The sequence below is a fragment of the Bacteroidota bacterium genome, assembly GCA_013360915.1.
GTDB lineage: Bacteria > Bacteroidota > JABWAT01 > JABWAT01 > JABWAT01 > JABWAT01.
Window position 1 is genome coordinate 445,708 of sequence record JABWAT010000002.1, and the last position, 21,190, is coordinate 466,897.

Here is a 21,190-nt window from a genome sequence, read left to right on the forward strand (position 1 = left end):
TGAATCTCCGGCTAATGGGTTTCCGGTTTAATGAAGGCCTGAATTTCTTTAATCAGTTGACCAATGGTGAATGGTTTCGAAATCACCTTATTCACCTTCATGGCCTCAATTTGTCTGGATGAGATTTCATTACCCCAACCGGTTACAACCAGAATTGGGATGGCGGTTTGTTCTTTCCGAATTTCTGCAATAAAATCCCATCCACTCATTCCAGGCAATCCAATGTCAGAAATGATCAGACTGATTCCGGGCCTGTGGAGATTCCAAAGGGTCAGGCCCTCCTCTCCGGTTGGGGCATAATACCCCTCAATACCAAGATCAGTGAGGACTTCATGATAAATATTCCGGATATCTGCTTCGTCTTCAATGATCAGAATCTGTCCCTTAAATCCTTTTTTTACAATTGGTTCGGGCGGTGGGGCTGATATCGGTTCTTCGCCCTGAGTGTAGGCAGGGAACCGAATGACAAACTCGGTGCCAATACCGGGTTGACTTTTAACATCAATGGTTCCGCGATGACGGCTTACTGCACCGAAAACCTGTGAAAGTCCCAATCCGGATCCTTTTACGCCTTTTGTGGTGAAAAATGGCTCAAATATTTTCCTGACGGTGGCCTCGTCCATTCCGATGGCGTCGTCCAGAATTCTGACTTCCACTTCCGTATCGGTTGGTTGGCTGGTCCGGATGGTTATGGTTCCATCGGTGCGGTAAGCATCTATGGCGTTGAGAATCAGATTGGTGAATGAGGCCCGTAATTCGGCCTGATTCCCATAAATCCTGGGGGAAGGTGAGACCAGATGCCGGTTAAAAGAAATCTGAATGGATTCCTTTTTTCGCCGTTCATTCATTCGGTACTGGGTCATATCCATGACATCATCGAGCAATGAATTGATCTCAACGGCTGCAACACGGTCATCGGCGGTCTGCCGGCTGAATTCCTGCAACTGACTGATAATGTAAGCGCCATCCATGGAGGCCTTCTCAATTACGGTCAGCTGACGGTTCAGTTCCGGATCCTTGTGCTTTTTGTTAAGCAGGTTGGCAGAACCGAGAATAATCGAAAGAACATTATTGATGTCATGGGCAATCCCGCTGGCTAATTGCCCGACCACCCTCATTTTTTCAGTATGGATCAACTGCTCCTGGCTGAGTTTCAGTTCAGCCGTACGGGCTTCGACCAGACTTTCGAGTTCCACGTTTCGTTTCTGAAGTTGAGCTGCGCGGTAACGGACCCAGGAAACGACCAATCCGATTATCAGCAGTACAACCAGTCCGATAAACCAACGGGTTTTGTAAAAAGGAGGGACAATCTCAATCAGAAGGGCTGTTCCGGTTTCATTCCATACCCCATCGGCATTGGAGGCACGGATCTGAAGACTGTAAGATCCGGCATCGAGGTTGGTGAAAGTGACAAACCGCCGGTTACCCAGCATGACCCAATCTTTATCGAATCCTTCCAGTTTATACATGTAATTGTTTCGGGACGGATTCACAAAATCAAGCGCAGAAAACTCGATGCTGAAGAAGTAATCGCGGGAATCAATGGCAAGTGTTTCTCCGGAAAGCTGGTAGGGAAGCAGGTTGACCGGCTGATCCAGTATCCGGGCTGAGGTGATCGCAACCCGGGGTGGATTCGGGTTGTCGGTGATATCCAGTGGATAAAACCAGGAGATACCTTCCAGTCCGCCGAAGTACATCGACTGAGTGCTCTCATGAAAATAGAAGGCACCCTGGTTAAACTCATTGGAGAGTATTCCGTCGGCTTCATCAAAGAACCGCAGGGACTGAAGCTTGTCTGCATCGGGATGAAACCGGACCAGACCACTGTTGGTACTCATCCAGAGATTTCCGTTACGGTCGGGCAGCACCCCATAGATAAAAGAGGATGGAAGTCCAGATTTATCGAAATACCTGACAAACGTCTGGTTCTGTGGTAAAAACAGCGTGAGTCCACGTGATGTGGCAATCCAGATGCGTCCTTTGAAATCCTCATGAATATCGTTGATGGTATTATGGCTGAGTGAGGCCGGATTACCGGAATCACTGAGGTAGCGGATGTAGGAATTGCTATCTGGCGTAGAAAAGCGGATCAGTCCGAAATCGGTGCAATAATAATAGGATCCATCCGAGGCCTGCAGCAGGCTGTTGACCACCAACTGGTTTTTAGGAACAGGCCCAAATCTGCTGAAGCGACGTTCCTGCCGGTTGTAATGATAGACTCCGTCACTGGTTGCCACCAGCCATCGCTGGTCGCGGTCACTGTAAAACCGGTAAACGCCAAAGGCGGGAAATTGGGTGGGACCCTTATCCGTCGGGCGAAACCTGATTACCTCACCGGTGGAAAGATTATGAACCGATAAACCGGCATTGTCTGTGCCCACCCATAACCATCCGGCTGAATCAATGGCCACGGCCATGATCCGGTCGGTGTTGGGTGCCAGGAAATGACCCGATCCGGCCCGGTACAGATCGGTTGTACCGGTGGTTAAATTCACACGGGCCAAACCACCCCCATAGGAACCCTGCCAGACGACATTCTTGTCACGCAGGACTGCCATGGTCACCGGATCTCCCAGTGGATGGGTTCGTTTTGAAATAGAATAAAACCGGGTCGGCCTTGAATCAGTTTTATTCAGTCCGTAACCATCAGTTCCGATCCAGATCATTCCAGCCTGGTCATGAAAAATTGAATTGATAAAATCAGAAGACAGGAAGTGATCCGTACTTCCTCCCTTCAGATGACCAACCACCTGATTGGTGATGGGATTGTAGACCAGAACACCATTTCCATAAGTCCCGATCCAGAGGTTTCCATCATGACCTTCGACCATTTCTACGAAAGTAGGCTCGTCTTCACTTTTGCGGAGTACCGATGTGGTATGATATAACCCGGTGGTTGAATCAAACCATTTCAGTCCGGTGGAGGTCATAACCCAGATTTTTCCGTTTGAATCCTGCAGCAATCCGTAGATCCGGCCTGAAAAAACAGGTCCTGTTCCAGAAGACGATTGCCCGTTGAATAACCGGAATTGTCCGTTTGCAGGATCGAACAATGAAAGACCGCGATTGGTGGCCACCCAGATCCGGTCGGATTGGTCTACCAGAACCGCTGTGGGGCGAATGGCAGGAAGTCCGGATTTATCCTGAGGTGAATGGGTGAATACCCGAAGGGTTCGGTTTTGGGTATTGATCTCGTACAGGCGGTCTGTGGCCCCTATCAGCACCCGGTTCCCGGTGACAGGCATCAGGAAAGTCAGGTGAGTGGGAACAAAGGTGGAATCCTGATTCAGTAACCAGTTCCAGCGGGTGACCTTTTCCGTGACCGGATTAAATTGATTGATACCTTGAGAGGTCAGCATCCAGATCTGACCGTTCCTGTCAGGTTTCATGTCGAATATGAAACCATCATCGAGACTCAGACTGTCTTCAGGGTCGGGCCTGTATACACGGAAAGAGTATCCGTCAAACCGGTTCAACCCATCCTGGGTGGCGATCCAGAGAAATCCCTGGCGATCCATGACAATCCGGTTTGCAGAATTCTGACTGAGCCCATTGCGGATCGACCACTTTTCAATCCGGTTTTTCCAATCAGCCGGAGAGCCGACTCCAGTGTAACCATTGGAGAAGAACAGGCCTGCAACAACGATGGATAGCAAAAATCGCATTCAGTTTACATTCTGCTTGTGGGTATTCAGATAACCAGAATTTAATGGAATTACCTTCCGAATCAAAATGATTTTTCCCACGATCAGGGGTTGTAGGAAAGGACCGGTGCGAGCCATTTTTCGGTTTCGGCAAGGGAAAGCCCTTTTCTGGCTGCATAATCTGTAACCTGATCGTTCCCGATTTTTCCAATGGCAAAGTAGTCGGCCTCCGGATGGGAAAAATACCAGCCGGAAACCGAGGCGGCCGGATACATGGCCATTGATTCGGTCAGACTGATTCCGGTATATTTTTTTACATCGAGCCATTGCCAGATGACCGGTTTTTCCGTATGGTCAGGGCAGGCAGGATAGCCGGGGGCAGGCCGGATTCCCACATACTTTTCACGGATCAGGTCCTCGCCAGAAAGCGACTCGCCGGCCGCATAGCCCCAATAGTCGGTCCTGATCAGCTGATGAAGTCGTTCAGCGAAGGCCTCGGCAAGCCGGTCGGCAAGAGATTTGGCCAGAATAGCGCGGTAATCATCATGTTTCTCTTCGAAAGATCTGACCAGAGCGTCCAATCCGTGTCCGGCAGTGACGGCAAAGCCACCCAGATAGTCAACCAGACCAGACTGTACCGGGGCAATAAAGTCGGCAAGGGATTTATTCGCATTCCCACCGGTCTTTTCTCCCTGCTGTCTGAGCATTCTGAATCGAACAAAGGGTTCCTTTCTGTCGGTATCCTTCCAAACCACCACATCATCTCCTTCCGAATTGGCAGGATAAAGACCTGCCACCCCATCGGCTTTCAGAAGCTGGCGGCTGATGATGGTATCCAGCAGTTCGTTGGCATCAGAAAACAATTGGGAAGCCTCTTTGCCAACCACAGGATCTGTGAGTATAGCAGGATATTTTCCTGCCAGTTCCCAGGCCTGAAAAAAGGGAGTCCAGTCGATAAAGGATCTCAGATCAGAAAGGGGATAATTCTTTAAGACGGTGATACCGGGTTTTTTGGGAACCGGAGGATGATACCCGCTCCAGTTCAGAGCCGGTTTATTGGCCCGGGCGGTCTCAATACTTACCACCTGCCGGTCGTTCTGACGGTTCTGATGTCTTTTCCGCAGTTCTTCATACTCGGCCTGAATCCCTGTAACCAATTCAGCTTTCAGGTCGGGAGTGGTAAGAGAATTGACCACCGGGACGCTGCGCGAGGCATCGAGCACATGAATGACCGGCTGATCATAAACAGGCGCAATCTTGACAGCGGTATGAATACGTGACGTCGTGGCTCCTCCGATCAGAAGCGGCTGACGGAATCCCTGCCGTTTCAATTCGGAGGCAACATGAACCATTTCATCGAGCGACGGGGTGATCAGTCCGCTTAATCCAATCACATCCACCTGATGTTCTTTTGCTGCAGCCAGAATCTTGTCAGAGGGGACCATGACCCCCAGATCAATGATGTCAAAATTGTTGCACCCCAGAACCACTGCCACAATGTTTTTTCCGATGTCATGCACATCACCCTTGACGGTTGCAAGTAATACTTTCGCACGGGCACGGGCAGCCACCTGGTTCTTTTTCTGTTCTTCAATGTGAGGAATCAGCCACGCAACCGATTTTTTCATCACCCGCGCACTTTTTACTACCTGGGGTAGGAACATTTTTCCGGCACCAAACAAATCACCCACGTGATTCATCCCATCCATGAGCGGACCTTCAATCACCGACAGCGGGTCCCCCGTTTTAGAAAAGGCTTCGGCTGTGTCCTCATCAATATATTCTACGATGCCTTTAACAAGCGCATGCTTCAGCCGGTCTTCAACGGGCAACAAACGCCATTCATCAGCAGCCTTTTCCTGTTTATCGGTGGATTTCAGGGAATCGGCCAGCCGGATAAGCCGTTCGGTGGCATCGGGCCGGCGGTTCAGGATCACATCTTCAACATGGCTGAGCAAATCGTCCGGGATCGATTCATATACCTCGAGCTGCCCTGCATTCACAATCCCCATATCCATTCCGGCCCGGATGGCATGAAAAAGAAAGGCGGAGTGCATGGCTTCCCGGACCCGGTCATTGCCCCGGAAAGAGAAGGAGATGTTACTAACCCCACCGCTGACTTTGGCAAGTGGAAGGTTTTTCTTAATCCACTCGGTGGCCCTGATAAAATCAATGGCGTAGTTATTGTGTTCCTCCATCCCGGTTGCCACCGTCAGGATGTTCGGGTCGAAAATGATGTCCTGAGGCGGGAACCCGATATCATTTACGAGGATGCGGTAAGCCCGTTCACAGATGGCAATCCGGCGCTCGAAGGTATCTGCCTGTCCCTGTTCATCAAAAGCCATGACAATCACACTGGCCCCGTATTTTCTGACGAGTCGGGCATGGTGTCTGAATGCTTCTTCGCCTTCCTTCAGACTGATGGAATTCACAATGGATTTTCCCTGAAGATATTTCAGCCCTGCTTCAATCACCGACCATTTTGAAGAGTCGATCATGACGGGAACTCTGGCTATATCGGGTTCTGCGGCCAGCAGTTTGATAAACCGTTCCATGGCAGCTTCAGAATCGAGCATGCCTTCATCCAGGTTGATATCGATAATCTGGGCGCCGGCTTCCACCTGCTGTCGTGCGATGGCCAGCGCTTCATCATAGGCACCGGCCAGAATCAGCTTCGCAAATTTCCGCGAACCCGAAACGTTCGTCCGTTCACCCACATTGACAAAGTTGGTTTCCGGACGAATAACAAGGGGTTCCAGTCCCGAAAGACGCAGATAGGGAGGTAAAGCGGGCAGCATCCGGGGCTTCAGGTTTCTGATATGGTCAGCCATGTGTCTGATGTGATCAGGGGTGGTTCCGCAGCACCCTCCGACAATATTGGCGTAACCTGATCGGGCAAAATCCTCGACATCGCAAGCCATCATGTCCGGAGTTTCATCATAACCGCCAAACGCATTGGGAAGTCCTGCATTTGGGTAGACAGAAACAAAGACCGGACAGGCATTGGACAGTTCCTCCAGAAACGGACGCATCTGCCGGGCACCCAAGGCACAATTCAGACCAACCGACACAAGGTTCCGGGTATGCAGAACCGAGGTCAGCATGGCTTCGGGGGTCTGTCCGGAAAGCGTTCGTCCGCTGGCATCAACAATGGTTCCGCTGATCATGACGGGAATGTTCAGTTGTCTGGCTTCACATTCATCTTCAACCGCCATGATGGCCGCTTTTGCATTCAGTGTATCGAAAATCGTTTCTATCAGCAGGATGTCCACGCCGCCATCGAGAAGACCCCTGGTTTGTTCACGGTAGGCTTCATAAACCTGATCGAAACTGACTGCCCGGAAACCAGGGTCGTTTACATCGGGTGACAGGGTCAGTGTCCGGTTGGTGGGTCCGAGGGCTCCGGCGGCGAATCTTGGCTTTTCCGGCGTACGGGTCGTAAATTCGCGGCAGGCTTTTACGGCCAGCCGGGCAGCTTCCAGGTTTATTTCATAAACCAGATGTTCCAGATGATAGTCTGCCTGTGATAAACGGTTGGCGTTGAAGGTATTGGTTTCAATCAGGTCCGATCCGGCTTCCAGATACTGGCAGTGAATATCAAAAATCACATCGGGCCGGGTGATAGCCAGCAAGTCATTGTTACCTTTCAGCGGGTGCGGATGGTCCAGAAGGCGATCTCCCCTGAAGTCGGGTTCCTGCAGATGAAACCGCTGAATCATGGTTCCCATGGCTCCGTCCAGAAGAAGGATACGGGTGGATAACAGGTCAGTAATCGGATGTTTAATCAGTAATGCCAAGTCTCTCTGCCAATCTTTATTTTCACGTAATGTGTAAAGCTAAAAAAATAAGTTCCTCTAATCCATTTAACTGAGAAAACATAGATTCCTGCATGAAAAAAGCAATTAAAACGGCCATCATCACCACGGTGAGGCATAATGTTGGTGATGATTTCGTCCGTGAAGGAATCAAACATCTTCTCACCTCGGCCTTTCCTGACCGGCAATTCCACTTTCAATCGATTCACAAACATGCCCCGATTTCGAGTACTTATGGTTTTGAATGGTTGCGTGATAACCGGTTTGCCCGGCGGATCGACCGGTTTTTACCGGTTAGTCTGTTGCCCGACCGGATCCGTGAAGCAGACCTGATTATTCAATCCGGCGCACCGGTATTCTGGTGTCTGCCATCCGATCATTCCTATTGCAGCCAGAATGAATGGTACCAGCCTCTGATGGTCCGTCGAAGAGGGATGAATCCTTCTGTCCCATTTATCAATCTGGCTGGAGGAAGTTGTCAGCCATATTTTTCTGCAGGAGAGGAGTTCGACCGGTTCCCTGCAGAGTATGAGTATATCAGAAAGCTTACCCGGGAAAGTGTCCTTACCACGGTTCGTGATCCGCTGGCCGCTCAGATTTGTGCAAAAGCCGGAGTTTCAGCACTTCCGGTTTTACCCTGCACCAGCATTTTTGCGGTGGATTACCACAACATCCATCCAAAACCGGGCGAGTACGTGGTATTTAACTACATGGAAGGAGGAGCTCATTTCACCCTCGGTCAGAAAATCAACAGTCAGGAATGGCGCCAGACGGTTCTCAGGCTTTATGGGCATCTGAAAACAACGATCCGGGTGGTTTTTTCCTGTCACAACAAGAAGGAAATCGGTGAAGTCAGAAATCTGATCCCGGATGCAGAGATTTTCTTCAGTGAAGACTATCTGGAATTCATGCGGTTTTATTCCGGGGCGAGCTTCGGAGTGATGAACCGTGTACACGGTGCTTTTCTCATGGCCAGCCTGGGTAAACCAAGTCTGATAATCGGAAATGACAGCCGGGCCAGAATGGCAGAAATGATCGGATTGAAATCCTGGTTCATTAATGATGCCACTACCGATGAGATGTTCAGGGCTCTGGAACAACTGATCAATGGGTTGCAGGATTATCCGGCGGTTATCGGTGGTATTAAAAACGAATCGCGCAAAACCTACCAGAATTTGTTGATTCAATCCCTCGGAAACCAGATATGAAGTACCGGTTTGTCCTTCTTCAAATGGTTGGATGGTTTATTTTGGGTGCTTGTACCTCCCTGACCGATGAACCATTTATCGATTCAACGGACCTGACCGGTTTTTCTCTCCAGAAATCACAGGATTCGCTGATTCTGAAACCCGGACAGTCTGAACAGACTGGTTCAAATCTGACTGTTTCTGATTCGGAGTTTCTGATTAAGCTGGTTTCATCCGTTCAACCGGCTTCCTCCACATTAAAATTGCAAAACCTTAATGTGTTGATAACTTCTCCTTCCGGAATCCGTTTACCTTCTAATATCAATCTGGACCTGAGCGGAACGACCATTACCGTTTCTCCTGAAATAAGACAGGATGGGAATGTTTTCTGGGGACGGAATGTAAAAAATGTCCGGATCATGAATGGACAGATCAATGGTAACCGGGATCAACTTCCCGATCATGTGAATATTGCCGGAATCGTGATCACCGGGGCCTCTTCGGATATCAGAGTCACTGGTACTTCCTTTTCGAATCTGTCTTCAAATGGAATCAGAGTGATGGGAACCAGTGAGTCCCAACCCATCAGCAACGTAAATATCCAGAATTGTGTGTTTCTGAATACCTGCAATAAGTACAACGATTACCTGGAACCCAATGTGGGACCGGTTAAAGGGACCACTCGTGATGATCAGGGTGCAGTAAAATTTTCCTTTGTCAATCAATTTCAGGTAAGGGATTGCAGACTGTCAGGTTCAAAGTCAGATGGCACCCATTTTTTCCGATCGAATTACGGTGAAATCAGTCAGAATACCATCATTGACAATAAAATGGGAGGCTTGTTTCTCGAAACCTGTGTGGGAATAACAGCCAGCCGGAATACAATCATGGGCAATGGATCACGGGGAATTACCGTCGAACGGGGTTCCGCCGATATTCAAATCACCGATAACCTGGTCTCATCCAGCGGACGAGAAGGAATCTGGATTGATGATACAAAAAACATGATGGTATCTGGCAATTCATTCCGGCTGAACGGCCGGAAGGGGGATACAGACAGGACCTATCACATCAAATTTACCGATACGTCCTGGCCACAATTGGCATCCATGCCAAAAACCACCAATGTAACGGTGACAAAAAACAAATTTCTCACCGACCGGATTCAGGTGCATGCCATTCAGATTTCCTCAGCCTGCCGGGATATCTCCATTAACAGCAACGAATTCAGAGGTGATATCCGGTCCATCAGACCTGATTGTTACATTTCAGGTGTCGGTTCAGTGACCCTTTCAGGAAATGACGGCTGGGTGACCGAAAATTCCGGAAGAATACGGTTGTTGGCATTAACCGGAAAACAAACGGTTGAAGTCCCTCATGGGCTGCAGGTCTTTGATCCGGCAAACCCGCAGATTCAGAAACAATTGGTGGTTGAAGTAAAGACCGTCAGACCCGTATCAGATCCGTCAGCTATTCGATTTACCGTTAAAAGTGACCTGCAAAAACTGGTATTTTCCGATATTTTCATTTCTGAAAAGTTAAACCTGAGTTCTGAGCTTGTCTGGACGGCCACTCTGGTCAGTAAATAATCGGGGATGACCGCCGAAGTCTCATGACCAAACTTTTTCCCGCCTTTTCCCGTCTCATTCAACTCCCGCTTAAATATGCAGGTCAGGCCTTCTGGACAGTCTCCGATGCCCTGATCTATCCCATTCTCCTGCTGATTGCCACACCGTTTTTCATTAGTCACCTTGGGGTGGAGGATTTTGGCTATTGGATGCTGATTAACTCGGTCATTGCGGGCCTGGGAGTTCTCAATTTTGGCATGAGTGAATCGGTGATTAAGTTCGTATCAGAATTCAGCAGGGAAGACCAGCGCGATACACAGATTCACCTGGTAAATTCAATCACAGCGCTTCAGAATCGATTATCCATCGTCATTCTGGGTGTCTTTATACTGTCTGGGATTGTGGTTCTTCCGTTTGTGCTCACGGGAACCGGTGAAGCGCCGGTGTGGGTAACTCTGGGTGTGATGACGCTGATCATTTTCCTGCTGCGGCTTTATGAGCAATTGTTTGTGGCTATTTACAAAGGGATCGAACGATATGAAATGGCCTCAAAATGGACAATTGCCTCCAAACTTTCCCAGTTGATTGTACAGATGGTGGCATTGACATTCCACGCCGATCTGGTCTGGATTTTTTCTTTTGCTCTGGGAGCAGCTGGTTTTTTTGTGATTGCTGAATGGAAAAAACTGAAAAAGGATTATCCGCGTTTTCACCTGATGTCCTGGTCGGTTGATCAGGAGTCGATGAAAAAAGTCCTGGGGTTCAGCCTGTGGTCGTGGGGCCAGTCCATCTCTGGAATTATTGCCTCACAGGCTGACCGGTACATCGTGGCAGCCGTGGGTGGTATCCAGACGTTTACCTTTTATTCTATTGGTCAGATGGTCGCTTCCCAGTTTCACAGTCTGTTTTCTTCGGCGGTAACCTGGATTTTTCCTAAAATTTCAAGAAAATCAGCCAACCAGGAAGGGATGGAGCTTGCTTACCGGAAACTACAAGCCTGGGTGGTTGGGGCTGGTCTGGCAGGTTTGCTGATATTTTACTGGCTGAGTGAATGGCTCATCGCTTTGTGGCTTCCGGCTGATGTGTATGCGAACAGCCTTGTTTATGTTCATCTTTTTATTGTGTATGCAGGTTTCAGCATTACTTCAATAATCCCGTTTTATTTTATGAACGGAGCCGGTCTGGTTAAATTAAACACCCTTTCAGGTCTTTCAGGCATTGCGCTTTCAGCGGTTACCATGCCGATTGGCTACTGGATTGCCGGACCTTCAGGATTTGTGTATGGAAGGTATCTGGTACCCTTGCTCATTGGCAGCGTGACCCGTACTGTGCTTCATCAACGATTGTTCAACATCAGCAACTGGTATTCTGGAACCACCTTACTGGCTCCATCTGTGTTTTTTGCGGTTGTCATTCTTCTGAATGATCCTGTTCTTAAAATGGTCTCAGCGCTTCTGATACCGGTTGTCTTTTATTTTTCCTATCTACTTCCCCTCAATGGGGCTTCCAGAAAGGCTGTATCCGTCCATGAATGAAACCAATGGCAAATTTGTATCACTTGACCTGCTGACCAGCCGGATATCTGAGAACATTGGTCCTGTTCTTGCTTATTACCGAAGCCGGCTTTTCTATCTGCTCGGTTTAGGTGGCGTCCTGTCTGCTGGTCTGCTGGCCTGGCTGCTGCTGACTCCCGACAAATTTATGGCCACTGCCACAATTCTGCCGGCAACCTCTGCAAATCCGCTGGCTGCCTATTCTTCCATTGCCTCGGTCCTTGGATTTAATCTCCCCGGTTCCGACAGCAACAATGAACTGTTTCCCGATATCATGTTTTCTGAACGGATCCTCGGAAAACTGGCAGAGAAAAAATGGAAATATGTTAAAAGCGACAGTCTGATTTCTCTGTATACCCTATTTGAGATTGAACCTTCCGGAAAAACATCTTTCGCTGCTGAAGAGAAAAGAAAACTTCTTTTTAAACATCTGAGGGAAAATGTGTTTGATGCTTCGATTGATAAGAAAACCGGTATTGTAACTCTTTCTGCCCGGTTGCCACATGATCCGGCCCTGTGTGCCGATCTGGTCAATACCGCCATCGATGAACTGGACCGGTACCACAATTTCTCCAGAAGAACCAAGTCAATAGAGGAGAAGGAGTTTCTTGAAGGACGGCTGGAAGAAGTCAGCATGGAAATGAAACTGGCTGAAGACAGACTGAAAAATTTTGAGGAAAAGGAACGGTCCTGGCAAAATTCCCCGAGTCTGAGAACCGAGTGGGGAAGATTGAACAGGGATGTTCAGGTGTCCAACACAATCTGGATCGAATTACGCAAACAGTATGAACTGGTTAAACTGAACGTACTGAAGGAAAAAACAACCTTCGATGTTCTTGACACAGCCTCCATTCCTGCCGTAAAATATTTTCCGAGACGAACCGTTCTCCTGATTATCGGAATGATAGGTATTGGCCTGTTTGTCATGATCGCCATTCCGGCTGCTGACTTTCTTTATCGGGTTAAATCCCGCATTACAGGGTAAAATCGTTGAAAACTGCCATTTCTGTTATCAGAAAACTGGTAAGACTGGGCATTCTGTTGGTCTTCTACAGTCAGGATTCCATTCAGCTTCTGATCAGACGGATGTTATCAATAACACCCGGATTGGCAGAAAACCGGATTCTGATCGTAAAACCCGATGGAATCGGCGATTTTATTCTGTTACTTCCATTTCTGAACGCGCTTACTGCAGAATCCCGGCTTTCCGGCAGAAAAATCACCCTGGTTTTAAATCTGGCAGTGAAGGATCTGGCTCACCTGATTGACCGGGACGTGGCCGATAAAATCATCTGGGTAAATTACAGTCGGTTCAGGAAGATTCCCTGGTACCGCTGGTCCTGGTTAAACCAGTTTTCGAAAACAGCAGATGGATCCGCCTTTTTTCCTGTTTCGTCCCGTGAGTTCAGAGGTACAGATGCCATCGCCAGATTTTGCTGGTCACCCCACAGGATCACCATGAAAAATGATGGGGTCAGTGTGTACCTGACTCAACGTGAAATTCACTGGTCCGATCGGTATTACACTTCCATTGTTTCACCGCCGGATGAAGTATTTTTCGAATTCAGTCTTTTGCGGCATTTCTTTCAAAACAGCGGTTTGTTGGCCGGTTGGCCTTCCCAGCCATCATTGATCCCTTTCCGCGAGGAGGGATTTTTATATGATGACCTGGCTGGTGCAGTGGTATTGTTTCCCGGAGCAGCCCAACGGTCACGGCAGTGGAATCCATCTAATTTTGCAGCGGTCATCAAGCAGCTGAATGAATCGGGTTTGGGGCCGTTTGTGGTTTGCGGATCTCCAGCAGACCGATGGGCAGGAGAAGAAATAGTAAATCTGTCTGCACCCGCTCTGGTAAAAAATGTATGCGGAAAAACCAGCCTTACCGCTCTGGCCACAATCATCGGTCAGTCACGTCTGCTTATTTCAAATGAAACAGGGGCCGTTCACCTGGCAATTGCACTTAAAACCCCGGTTGTTTGTATTTCGAACGGTAATCATTTAATGCGGTATTCACCCTACCCACCAGAAATGAATACAAGGTCGGTGTATGTGTATCCTCCCGGAATAAATCCCTCAGAAGAACCTGCCCGGGTGCTATACAACCGGTTCAAAACCGGCTCGGACCAGGATATTAATCTGATCGCTCCACGTGACGTTGTGAATGCTGCCATCCGGTTACTGACGGTAGGCCCATGATGTCGGACCTGAATCAGAAATGGTGGGGGCTGCCCATCCGGCATCTGGGAGTCTTTCTGGTTTTCCTTCTGATGTTTTCTGCAGGGGGAATCCGTCTGGTTCCGGTTTTTTCGATCAATCTGATCATTTTTGCCATCCTGCTTCCGGTCACTCTTTCAGTGATTAACCGGTCCGGAAATATCAGAATCCTTTTTTGGTCCCTGACTGTACTTGCCTCGGTCTTTCTGTTAAATTTTCTGATCAATAAACACACGGCGACCGAAAAACTCTACCTGGTTTATTCATTGAATGCGTTGAATGCCATTCAGATTATCCTTTTTTATAAAAACTATACCGGCTATGTTTTTGCCGATGATTTATATCTGGCACTGAAAATATACCTGTTCCATGCCTTGGCAGCCTTTTTCCTGCAGTTCATTTTTCTCGAGTTGTCAGTTGTCTACAAGAATCAGACAATGACTTATAAGACCTTTGCCTATCTGTTTTACTACACCCATACCAATTTTATTTTCTACGGTATTTTCAACAGAAATACAGGCCTGTTCTGGGAGCCTGGTGTGCTGCAGATTTTCATGAATCTCACTCTTTTCATCGCCTGGTTTATCAGAAAGGACCGTATCATTGCGATTCTGGCTGCAGTGGCTGTGCTGAGTACTTTTTCCACCACAGGTCTGCTGATTCTGGCCTTTCAGGTGGCCGTGATGCTTGCTTCTTCAAAAAGGCGCATTCTGTACGGGGTCCTTTTTCTTCCGGTCGGATTGTTTCTTTCCTGGCTTGTTGCTGACAACGTGACCGATAAGGTGGTGGGCGAACAGGCAGGTTCGTTTGTTTACCGGGCCTTTTTCCTTGAGGTCACCACCAATATTCTGCTGCAGAATCCGTGGTTTGGCGTGGGGCCGACTGATGCAGATCAACTGGGAAATATCATCCGGATTACCGAATATGAAAACGTACTGGGTATCGAAAGTGACAAGGAGTACCTGGTCAGAGAAGTTTCCGAATCGGGAAACTCCAATTCATGGCTGGTTATTTCACTGGCTTTTGGCCTTCCTCTGGCTTTGCTCTTCTTTTTCTCCCTGTACCGCCAAACCATCTTTCCAGATCACCGGCTGTTGGTTTTTGTCATTCTGGGGATCAGCCTCAGTACCGAAGCGATTGCCGATACATCGGTAATGTTACTGTTTATTTTATCAGCCTGGTTGCCGGGCATTTTAACTACCAGAGGAAACACCCATGAAAGTATCCATCGTCACGCCCTCCTACAACCAGGCAGAATTTCTTGAGAGAACCATCCGGAGTGTTGTTGACCAGGATTACCCTGACAAGGAATATATCATTATTGATGGAGGGTCATCCGATCAATCCGTTTCAATCATCAGAAAATACGAAGACCGGATCACCAGTTGGGTCAGTGAAAAGGATGAAGGTCAAAGCCACGCAATCAACAAAGGCTTTTCAAAAACAACCGGTGATATCATCTGCTGGCTGAATTCTGATGATGTATTCGTCCCGGGCGTGTTGTCCCGTGTGGTTGAAATGTTCCAGAAGAACCCATCGGTTGACTGTATTTATGGTGCCACTTATACCATCGATCAGCATGATCAGATACGCTTTGCCAGGCATGAATTGCCCTTCGATTTCAACATCATGCTTTTTACCATGAATTACATTCCGCAGTCTTCCACATTCTGGCGCCGGTCGGTTTATGAAAAAGTAGGTCCGTTGCGTCAGGATCTTCATTATACCATGGACCATGAGTATTGGCTCAGGTTTTATAAACACGGAATCACATTCATGTATGTGGATGATTTCTTTTCCTATTACCGCTGGCATGGTGAAAGCAAAGGAACCATCAATTCGGGCAAAATCGCTCTCGAGAAATCCTGGCTGAGACGTGATTATGCTGATCTGACCCCTTTCCGTCACACATACCGCTGGCTGTACCCGGTTCTGAATATATGGTATCGCTTCAAACGGCAGGCGATTAAGATTTTCACCTATGGCCGCTTTGAAATCATTCCGCAAAGCTGGGTCCGGGCCTATCTGAAAAATGTGAAAGGCCATTTCAAAAATGCCGGTTAAATCGATCAGGGTCTGGGCTACCTGGCCCGAATCGGATGCCTCGACCCGATACAGACTTGCTCAGTTTTATCCTTTCTTTTTGGAAGAAGGGTACATCATTACCACCGACTACCTGTTTCCGGAATATTTTTACAGGATTAAAAACCGACCGGGCCTGCTGGTTGCGGTTTTCAAAATTATTCTGATGATGGTCTTTCTGACCGGCCGGATTTTCAGGCTTCCGCTGGCAGCCAAGGCTGATATTAATATCATTCACCGGGAAGGATTTCCTTTCTTTACACCGGTTACTGAATGGATCATCAGACGGTTTTCATCCTTCCTGATTTTTGATTTTGATGACGCCATCTATTCAAAACCAGATAAATGGAAAAACTGGCGCGATTACCTCAGGAATCCAGCTCAGGTGAACCGGATTATTGCCATGGCGGATACTGTATGGGCTGGAAGTGGGTATCTTGCCAGGCATTCTGAAGCTTTTAACCGGTCCGTGGTAATGGTACCCACCATTTATCATGCTTACCCGATTGAAAAACCCGCCAACCCGGTACCTGTGATTGGCTGGATCGGAAGCTGGACCACTCTTATCAATCTGGATCTGATTGGTGAAGCTCTGACAGAACTGGCAAAAACGGACCAATTCATTTTTTCGGTCATTGGTGCTTCGAATATCCGTGAATTTTCTCCTGAAGGGGTCCATGTCAGCTATCATCTCTGGTCCCCTCAGGAAGAACAGACCAGGCTGCCAGCGTTCGATGTGGGAGTGATGCCGCTATTTGATACGCCCTGGGAAAGGGGAAAGTGTGGTTTTAAACTGATTCAATACATGTCGTTGGGAATTGCTTCGGTTGCTTCGCCGGTCGGTGCCAATCTTGAAATTATTAAAAACAATGAAACGGGATTGCTCGCTGGTTCGAAAGATGAGTGGATTAATCAGCTGAGGTTACTTATCAGGCAGCCTCAGAAAAGAAAACAACTCGCTCTGGCGGGGTATGAATTTGTCAGGGATAACTATTCTTATGAATCAAACTGCAGCCGGATGAAAGGATCATTGGAAAAAGCATGAAACCTACCGGGAGAGTAACCCTACTTGGCGTTGGAATCGACAATCTCAGCAGTGATGACCTGGGGAACACCATTATTTCCTACATCAGGAGCGGTGCAAAGGCGAAGATTCTGAACGTCAATATTCACTGCATGAATCTGGCCTATCAAAACCCGTGGCTCCGCACCATGCTGAACCAGTCCGAAATCGTTTTTTGCGATGGCGATGGCGTTCGCCTGGGTGCACGCCTGCAGGGAAAAACAATCAGAGAAAAAATCACTTACAACCGGTGGATCTGGAAATTACTCGAGATTGCAGAAAAGGATCAATTTTCAGTCTATCTGATCGGATCGCAGGCGGCTGTGATGGAAAAAACAGTCGAAGTGCTCAGAACCAGATTTCCCGAGATCAGAATTGCCGGTTACCGTGATGGCTTTTTCCGGAATAAAGAGGATGTGAATCACACGCTTGAATCAATCCGGAAGGCCAGACCCAACATTTTGATTCTGGGCATGGGGATGCCTCTTCAGGAAAAGTGGATTCTGGAACATGATCAGAATCTGTCATACAATGTGGTACTGACTGGTGGTGCTGTTTTTGACTACATTTCCGGACATGCAAGCATGACTCCCGATTGGGCTTATCACTTAAAACTTGAATGGTTTTACCGCTTTTTGCATGAACCACGACGCCTGTTTAAACGGTACATCATCGGAAACCCGCTGTTCCTGATCAGGATCCTCGGCGAAAAATTGGGATTTATCAGGATTGAAAATGAAAAATAACTGGCGACCCGATCGGTGGAATCTGCTGATCAGTTGTTTTTTAGGGCTTCCTGCCAGCCTTGCAGCTCAGGACTTTGGACCCTATCCGTTTGGAAAAACCGATTCAGTGACCATCCGGCTTCCCGATGTGATTGTGAACGCGGCAGAGGCCCGGTTCCGGTTTTTTCCCCTGGGACAACTGGTATCTTACTCGGACCGTCAGCAGTCATATCTGATAAACTCACGCGGAGTCGGATTTGTTTATACCGACGGTTCGCTTTCGGTTTTCTCGTCCTTTCATGACACACAGATTTCCGGAATGAAGGGGATGGCTGGTGACAGCAGTCTGGCCGGATTAAATTTTGTTCGGTTCAAGGGAAGCGGCGAGAACCAATTTGCGATGGGTCCGGCCAACCAGGTCGATTTTGGGGATGCATCGGGCGCCATTTCCTGGAAGGGCAGTGACTGGCAGATTCAGGCCGGAAAATTTCCCGTGATTTCGGGTCCTTCTGCCCGTAATAATCTTCTGTTGAACGGTACCACGGGCGATTTTCCTCTGATCTGGTTTCAGATGGAAAAATCGGTTTTCCGGTATGAAGTGATTTATGGTTTTATGAAGCATTTTTCGATACGCAATCAATTGTCTGATAAGTCGGTAATCTGGCACCGGGCCAGTATGAACTGGCCTGATTGGCTGACGGTTTATGCTTATGAAGCCATGGTAACCACCGGTCATTCTGTAAAAGCAGAATACCTGAATCCCTTTCTGTTCCTCAGAGCAGTGGATCACTATAATTTCAGCCCTGACAATGCCATTCTGGGTTTTGGATTGACCTTATCAACCGGTTGGGGATCCATTTATCAGGAAATTCTGATTGATGATCTCGAGACGAAAAAACTGGGAACCGGGTGGTTCAGAAATAAAGCAGCTGGTCTGACCGGAATCAGTTTTGATCAGACATGGAATGAATGGAAGTTCGGATCGGACCTTGAATGTATCTGGATTTTACCTTTTACCTACTCCCACCGGGATCCTGCCCACAACCTGACTCACTATGGGTCACCAATGGGACCAACGGTGGGTCCAAACAGCGTGATGGTCGGTTTTTATAATGAAATCAGTCATGCGTCAGCAGGACTCTCTGCTGCATTGGATGTTGAATTCCGGATGACGGGTGCTACCAGACCAGACGGTCGTTCCGTTGGGGAAGATTACCGGGTCGGACACCCGGAACCACCGGGCGATGAAAGGTTTATGGACTATGTGTCCCTGCTTGAAGGTGAACGAAAGCAGGTGCTGACCGTTTCCCTTCAGATGGCCTGGATGTGGCGGGACATCAGGGTGTGGCTGGCGCCGGGCTGGACTTCTTCGGATTATCTGATGCCGGCCCTGTATCTTAATAAAGGTGTGTCTCTGTCAGCAGGGATCCGGTATGAAATGCCCTGGTTTGAACGGGTTCGGACCGATCGCTGGTAAAACTACCTGAGAAAATGGACGAGAAACCGTCCGGCATCTTTCAGGTAACGGGGAAACAGTCTGATGGGCTCCAGCCAGATCCGGTGCAGCCATTCCATGTTCAGCTTCAGCATCCAGCCGGGTGCCTGAGGAAAAACCCCTGCCCAATACCGGAATGCACCGCCAACCGGAATGCGGAGCGTGGCCTTTAGACGATCAGCATGCTCGTGTAAAAACAATTCCTGTTTCGGCATGCCCATTGCAACCAGAAGTAAATCTGGTTCAAACTGATTGATGTCTTCAATAATGGATTCGGTTTTGTCTGCTTCAAAGAAACCCGAATGAAACCGGATGTTCGATTCCGGAGTCCAGACTTTCATTTTAAAATAGCATTGCTGAAGAACCTGTTCAGTATCTCCCAGCAGATAAATCCGCAGCGGTTCCCGGTGATGACTCAGGAAGTCGGGAACCCATCGGCTGCCTGTCAGTTTTTCCGGTTCAAATCCGGTCAGGAACCGTGATAGGATTCGGATGATATCTGAATCACAAATGACAAAATCAGCCGAGCGGATCGAGCAGGCAAATTCATGATTCTGATGAAACAGATTAAAGGCATGAACGTTGATATTGAAAATACTGGCAGGTGACTTTTGCCGGATCCTTTCAGAAAATGCAGCGTACAAGGTCGGGCGTGAGGCCGTATGAACGGGAACCTGTTTCAGGTAGATCAGACCATGAACATGGTCAGGGTTGGGTATATTTCCGGTAGATAGCAGAAAATTCATGACTCCGTTGAACCCAGTGCCAGCCGGTATACCCTTTAAACCGGGGAATTGTTGAATTGGTTGATCCGGCAATCAACGCGGCCACCCTTTGTGGTTGTCCGAAACTGACTGCCTGAATGTAGGGGGGACCTACTTCCCCGAAATTACGATACACCAGCTCGCTTACCAATACCCGGCAACCTGCGATAAGCCCTTCTGCAATCGTGTAGCCGAATCCTTCATACTCCGAGGGGTGTATCATCCATTCCGATTGGGACAGTTTTTCCCACTTTTCTTCCTCAGGGATGGAAACAAGCAGGGTGATTTCAGCAGTATGTAAAAAAAACCGGTGCCGGTACGCCCACCTGCTGATGGCTGTTCCATCCCCCGAAAGCACCAGCGTCAATGGCCCAGTGAAACCGATCTCCCTGAGCGACTGATACACAGAAAGCACCGTATCGGGTGCCTTGTTTTTCTGAAACCTGAAAAGGGCAATCACCCCTTTCCGATCCATTGGATCAGGTTCAGGAAGGGAGGAAGGGTATTGAACCGGATTCGGAATGAGCTCCACCGGAACAGATGGAAAAAATCGCCTGCACTTGTCAAAATCGGTTTGTCCGGAAGCCAGGATGGTGTCGGGATTATTTCCCCGTATCAGTCCGGAAAGGGTTAAATAGGCACTTTTCAGAAGAGTAAAACGTGAATGATGGAAAATGAGTCCGTGTGTGGAAGCGACCATCGGTTTGTCGGAAAATCGCCGGATGACCTGATCGAGCAGCAGATCCATGGAGTGAACATGAATCAGATCAGATTCATTGAGGACCCGGGCTGGTAACCAGGCTGCGTGCAACCAGCCGGCTTTCAGGCATGGAACCCTGAAAATGGGAATGCCGTCCCAAACCGTTGCAGATTCCAGTCGGTTCCTGTGTCCGTCCAGATCATCATTATAACAGATCACCTGATGGCGGAAACCAGAGCTGGTGTGTCTGATCAGTTGATGAACGAATCGTTCCAGTCCTCCATAGACAGGGTAAAAATGTTTGCACACATGGGTGATCAACGGAAGAGATGGTTTTTCCGCTGATGAGTTTAACTGGGGGTTATGGTTCACAACTGGTT

14 protein-coding genes are annotated in these 21,190 nt (G+C 48.4%); 10 read left to right on the top strand and 4 right to left on the bottom strand.

Translation table 11 applies throughout. The annotated features are described in order from the left end of the window. Nucleotides 1–11: 11 nt before the first annotated feature. Both HUU10_05645 and metH read right to left on the bottom strand, forming a co-directional pair. Nucleotides 12–3,665 carry a response regulator gene (locus HUU10_05645; protein NUQ81077.1) on the bottom strand — a complete coding sequence of 1,218 codons (3,654 nt, stop codon included), beginning with the start codon at nt 3,663–3,665 and terminating at the stop codon, nt 12–14. An 83-nt stretch (nt 3,666–3,748) separates the two neighbouring features. After that, nucleotides 3,749–7,429 (bottom strand): methionine synthase, encoded by a 3,681-nt coding sequence (gene metH / locus HUU10_05650; GenBank protein ID NUQ81078.1) that lies wholly within the window; start codon nt 7,427–7,429, stop codon nt 3,749–3,751. A gap of 104 nt (nt 7,430–7,533) precedes the next feature. Between metH and HUU10_05655 the strand changes: the two genes are divergently transcribed. Genes HUU10_05655 through HUU10_05700 form a run of 10 tightly spaced genes read left to right on the top strand, consistent with a single transcriptional unit; the run spans nt 7,534 to nt 19,328 of the window. Further along, complete coding sequence (locus tag HUU10_05655) at nt 7,534–8,667, top strand: polysaccharide pyruvyl transferase family protein (protein ID NUQ81079.1); 1,134 nt, start codon at nt 7,534–7,536, stop codon at nt 8,665–8,667. Then, nucleotides 8,664–10,235, top strand: a complete 1,572-nt coding sequence (locus HUU10_05660; GenBank protein ID NUQ81080.1) for a right-handed parallel beta-helix repeat-containing protein — start codon at nt 8,664–8,666, stop codon at nt 10,233–10,235. The genes HUU10_05655 and HUU10_05660 overlap by 4 nt, the downstream gene beginning before the upstream one ends. Before the next feature lie 23 nt (nt 10,236–10,258). Beyond that, on the top strand, nt 10,259–11,749 hold the full coding sequence (locus HUU10_05665; protein NUQ81081.1) for an oligosaccharide flippase family protein: 1,491 nt from the start codon (nt 10,259–10,261) through the stop codon (nt 11,747–11,749). Continuing rightward, nucleotides 11,742–12,752, top strand: coding sequence for a hypothetical protein (locus HUU10_05670; GenBank protein ID NUQ81082.1), 1,011 nt, complete (start codon nt 11,742–11,744; stop codon nt 12,750–12,752). The genes HUU10_05665 and HUU10_05670 overlap by 8 nt, the downstream gene beginning before the upstream one ends. Nucleotides 12,753–12,757: 5 nt before the next feature. Further along, the gene (locus HUU10_05675) at nt 12,758–13,963 is read left to right on the top strand and encodes a glycosyltransferase family 9 protein (protein ID NUQ81083.1); all 1,206 of its coding nucleotides are present in this window, start codon (nt 12,758–12,760) and stop codon (nt 13,961–13,963) included. Further along, nucleotides 13,960–15,246, top strand: coding sequence for an O-antigen ligase family protein (locus HUU10_05680; GenBank protein ID NUQ81084.1), 1,287 nt, complete (start codon nt 13,960–13,962; stop codon nt 15,244–15,246). The genes HUU10_05675 and HUU10_05680 overlap by 4 nt, the downstream gene beginning before the upstream one ends. After that, complete coding sequence (locus HUU10_05685; protein NUQ81085.1) at nt 15,197–16,045, top strand: glycosyltransferase; 849 nt, start codon at nt 15,197–15,199, stop codon at nt 16,043–16,045. Before HUU10_05680 ends, HUU10_05685 begins: the two co-directional genes overlap by 50 nt. Next, nucleotides 16,035–17,108 (top strand): glycosyltransferase, encoded by a 1,074-nt coding sequence (locus tag HUU10_05690; protein NUQ81086.1) that lies wholly within the window; start codon nt 16,035–16,037, stop codon nt 17,106–17,108. The genes HUU10_05685 and HUU10_05690 overlap by 11 nt, the downstream gene beginning before the upstream one ends. Beyond that, nucleotides 17,105–17,872 carry a WecB/TagA/CpsF family glycosyltransferase gene (locus HUU10_05695; GenBank protein NUQ81087.1) on the top strand — a complete coding sequence of 256 codons (768 nt, stop codon included), beginning with the start codon at nt 17,105–17,107 and terminating at the stop codon, nt 17,870–17,872. Before HUU10_05690 ends, HUU10_05695 begins: the two co-directional genes overlap by 4 nt. Next, nucleotides 17,862–19,328: a hypothetical protein gene (locus HUU10_05700; GenBank protein NUQ81088.1), complete on the top strand. Its 1,467-nt coding sequence runs from the start codon at nt 17,862–17,864 to the stop codon at nt 19,326–19,328. Before HUU10_05695 ends, HUU10_05700 begins: the two co-directional genes overlap by 11 nt. Nucleotides 19,329–19,330: 2 nt before the next feature. On the opposite strand, the gene HUU10_05705 is transcribed toward HUU10_05700, so the two are convergent. Together HUU10_05705 and HUU10_05710 are read right to left on the bottom strand one after the other, a co-directional pair. Further along, nucleotides 19,331–20,092, bottom strand: coding sequence for a WecB/TagA/CpsF family glycosyltransferase (locus tag HUU10_05705; protein ID NUQ81089.1), 762 nt, complete (start codon nt 20,090–20,092; stop codon nt 19,331–19,333). Further along, nucleotides 20,052–21,182 (bottom strand): glycosyltransferase family 4 protein, encoded by a 1,131-nt coding sequence (locus HUU10_05710; GenBank protein ID NUQ81090.1) that lies wholly within the window; start codon nt 21,180–21,182, stop codon nt 20,052–20,054. The genes HUU10_05705 and HUU10_05710 overlap by 41 nt, the downstream gene beginning before the upstream one ends. Nucleotides 21,183–21,190: the final 8 nt, after the last annotated feature.

Bases quoted from the DNA above. Each gene is read 5' to 3' on its own strand.
- HUU10_05685 (NUQ81085.1), top strand. From the start codon at position 15,197: ATGAAAGTATCCATCGTCACGCCCTCCTACAACCAGGCAGAATTTCTT.
- HUU10_05645 (NUQ81077.1), bottom strand. From the start codon at position 3,665: ATGCGATTTTTGCTATCCATCGTTGTTGCAGGCCTGTTCTTCTCCAAT.
- HUU10_05700 (NUQ81088.1), top strand. From the start codon at position 17,862: ATGAAAAATAACTGGCGACCCGATCGGTGGAATCTGCTGATCAGTTGT.
- HUU10_05655 (NUQ81079.1), top strand. From the start codon at position 7,534: ATGAAAAAAGCAATTAAAACGGCCATCATCACCACGGTGAGGCATAAT.
- HUU10_05680 (NUQ81084.1), top strand. From the start codon at position 13,960: ATGATGTCGGACCTGAATCAGAAATGGTGGGGGCTGCCCATCCGGCAT.
- HUU10_05705 (NUQ81089.1), bottom strand. From the start codon at position 20,092: ATGAATTTTCTGCTATCTACCGGAAATATACCCAACCCTGACCATGTT.
- HUU10_05690 (NUQ81086.1), top strand. From the start codon at position 16,035: ATGCCGGTTAAATCGATCAGGGTCTGGGCTACCTGGCCCGAATCGGAT.
- HUU10_05670 (NUQ81082.1), top strand. From the start codon at position 11,742: ATGAATGAAACCAATGGCAAATTTGTATCACTTGACCTGCTGACCAGC.
- HUU10_05660 (NUQ81080.1), top strand. From the start codon at position 8,664: ATGAAGTACCGGTTTGTCCTTCTTCAAATGGTTGGATGGTTTATTTTG.
- HUU10_05665 (NUQ81081.1), top strand. From the start codon at position 10,259: ATGACCAAACTTTTTCCCGCCTTTTCCCGTCTCATTCAACTCCCGCTT.
- HUU10_05695 (NUQ81087.1), top strand. From the start codon at position 17,105: ATGAAACCTACCGGGAGAGTAACCCTACTTGGCGTTGGAATCGACAAT.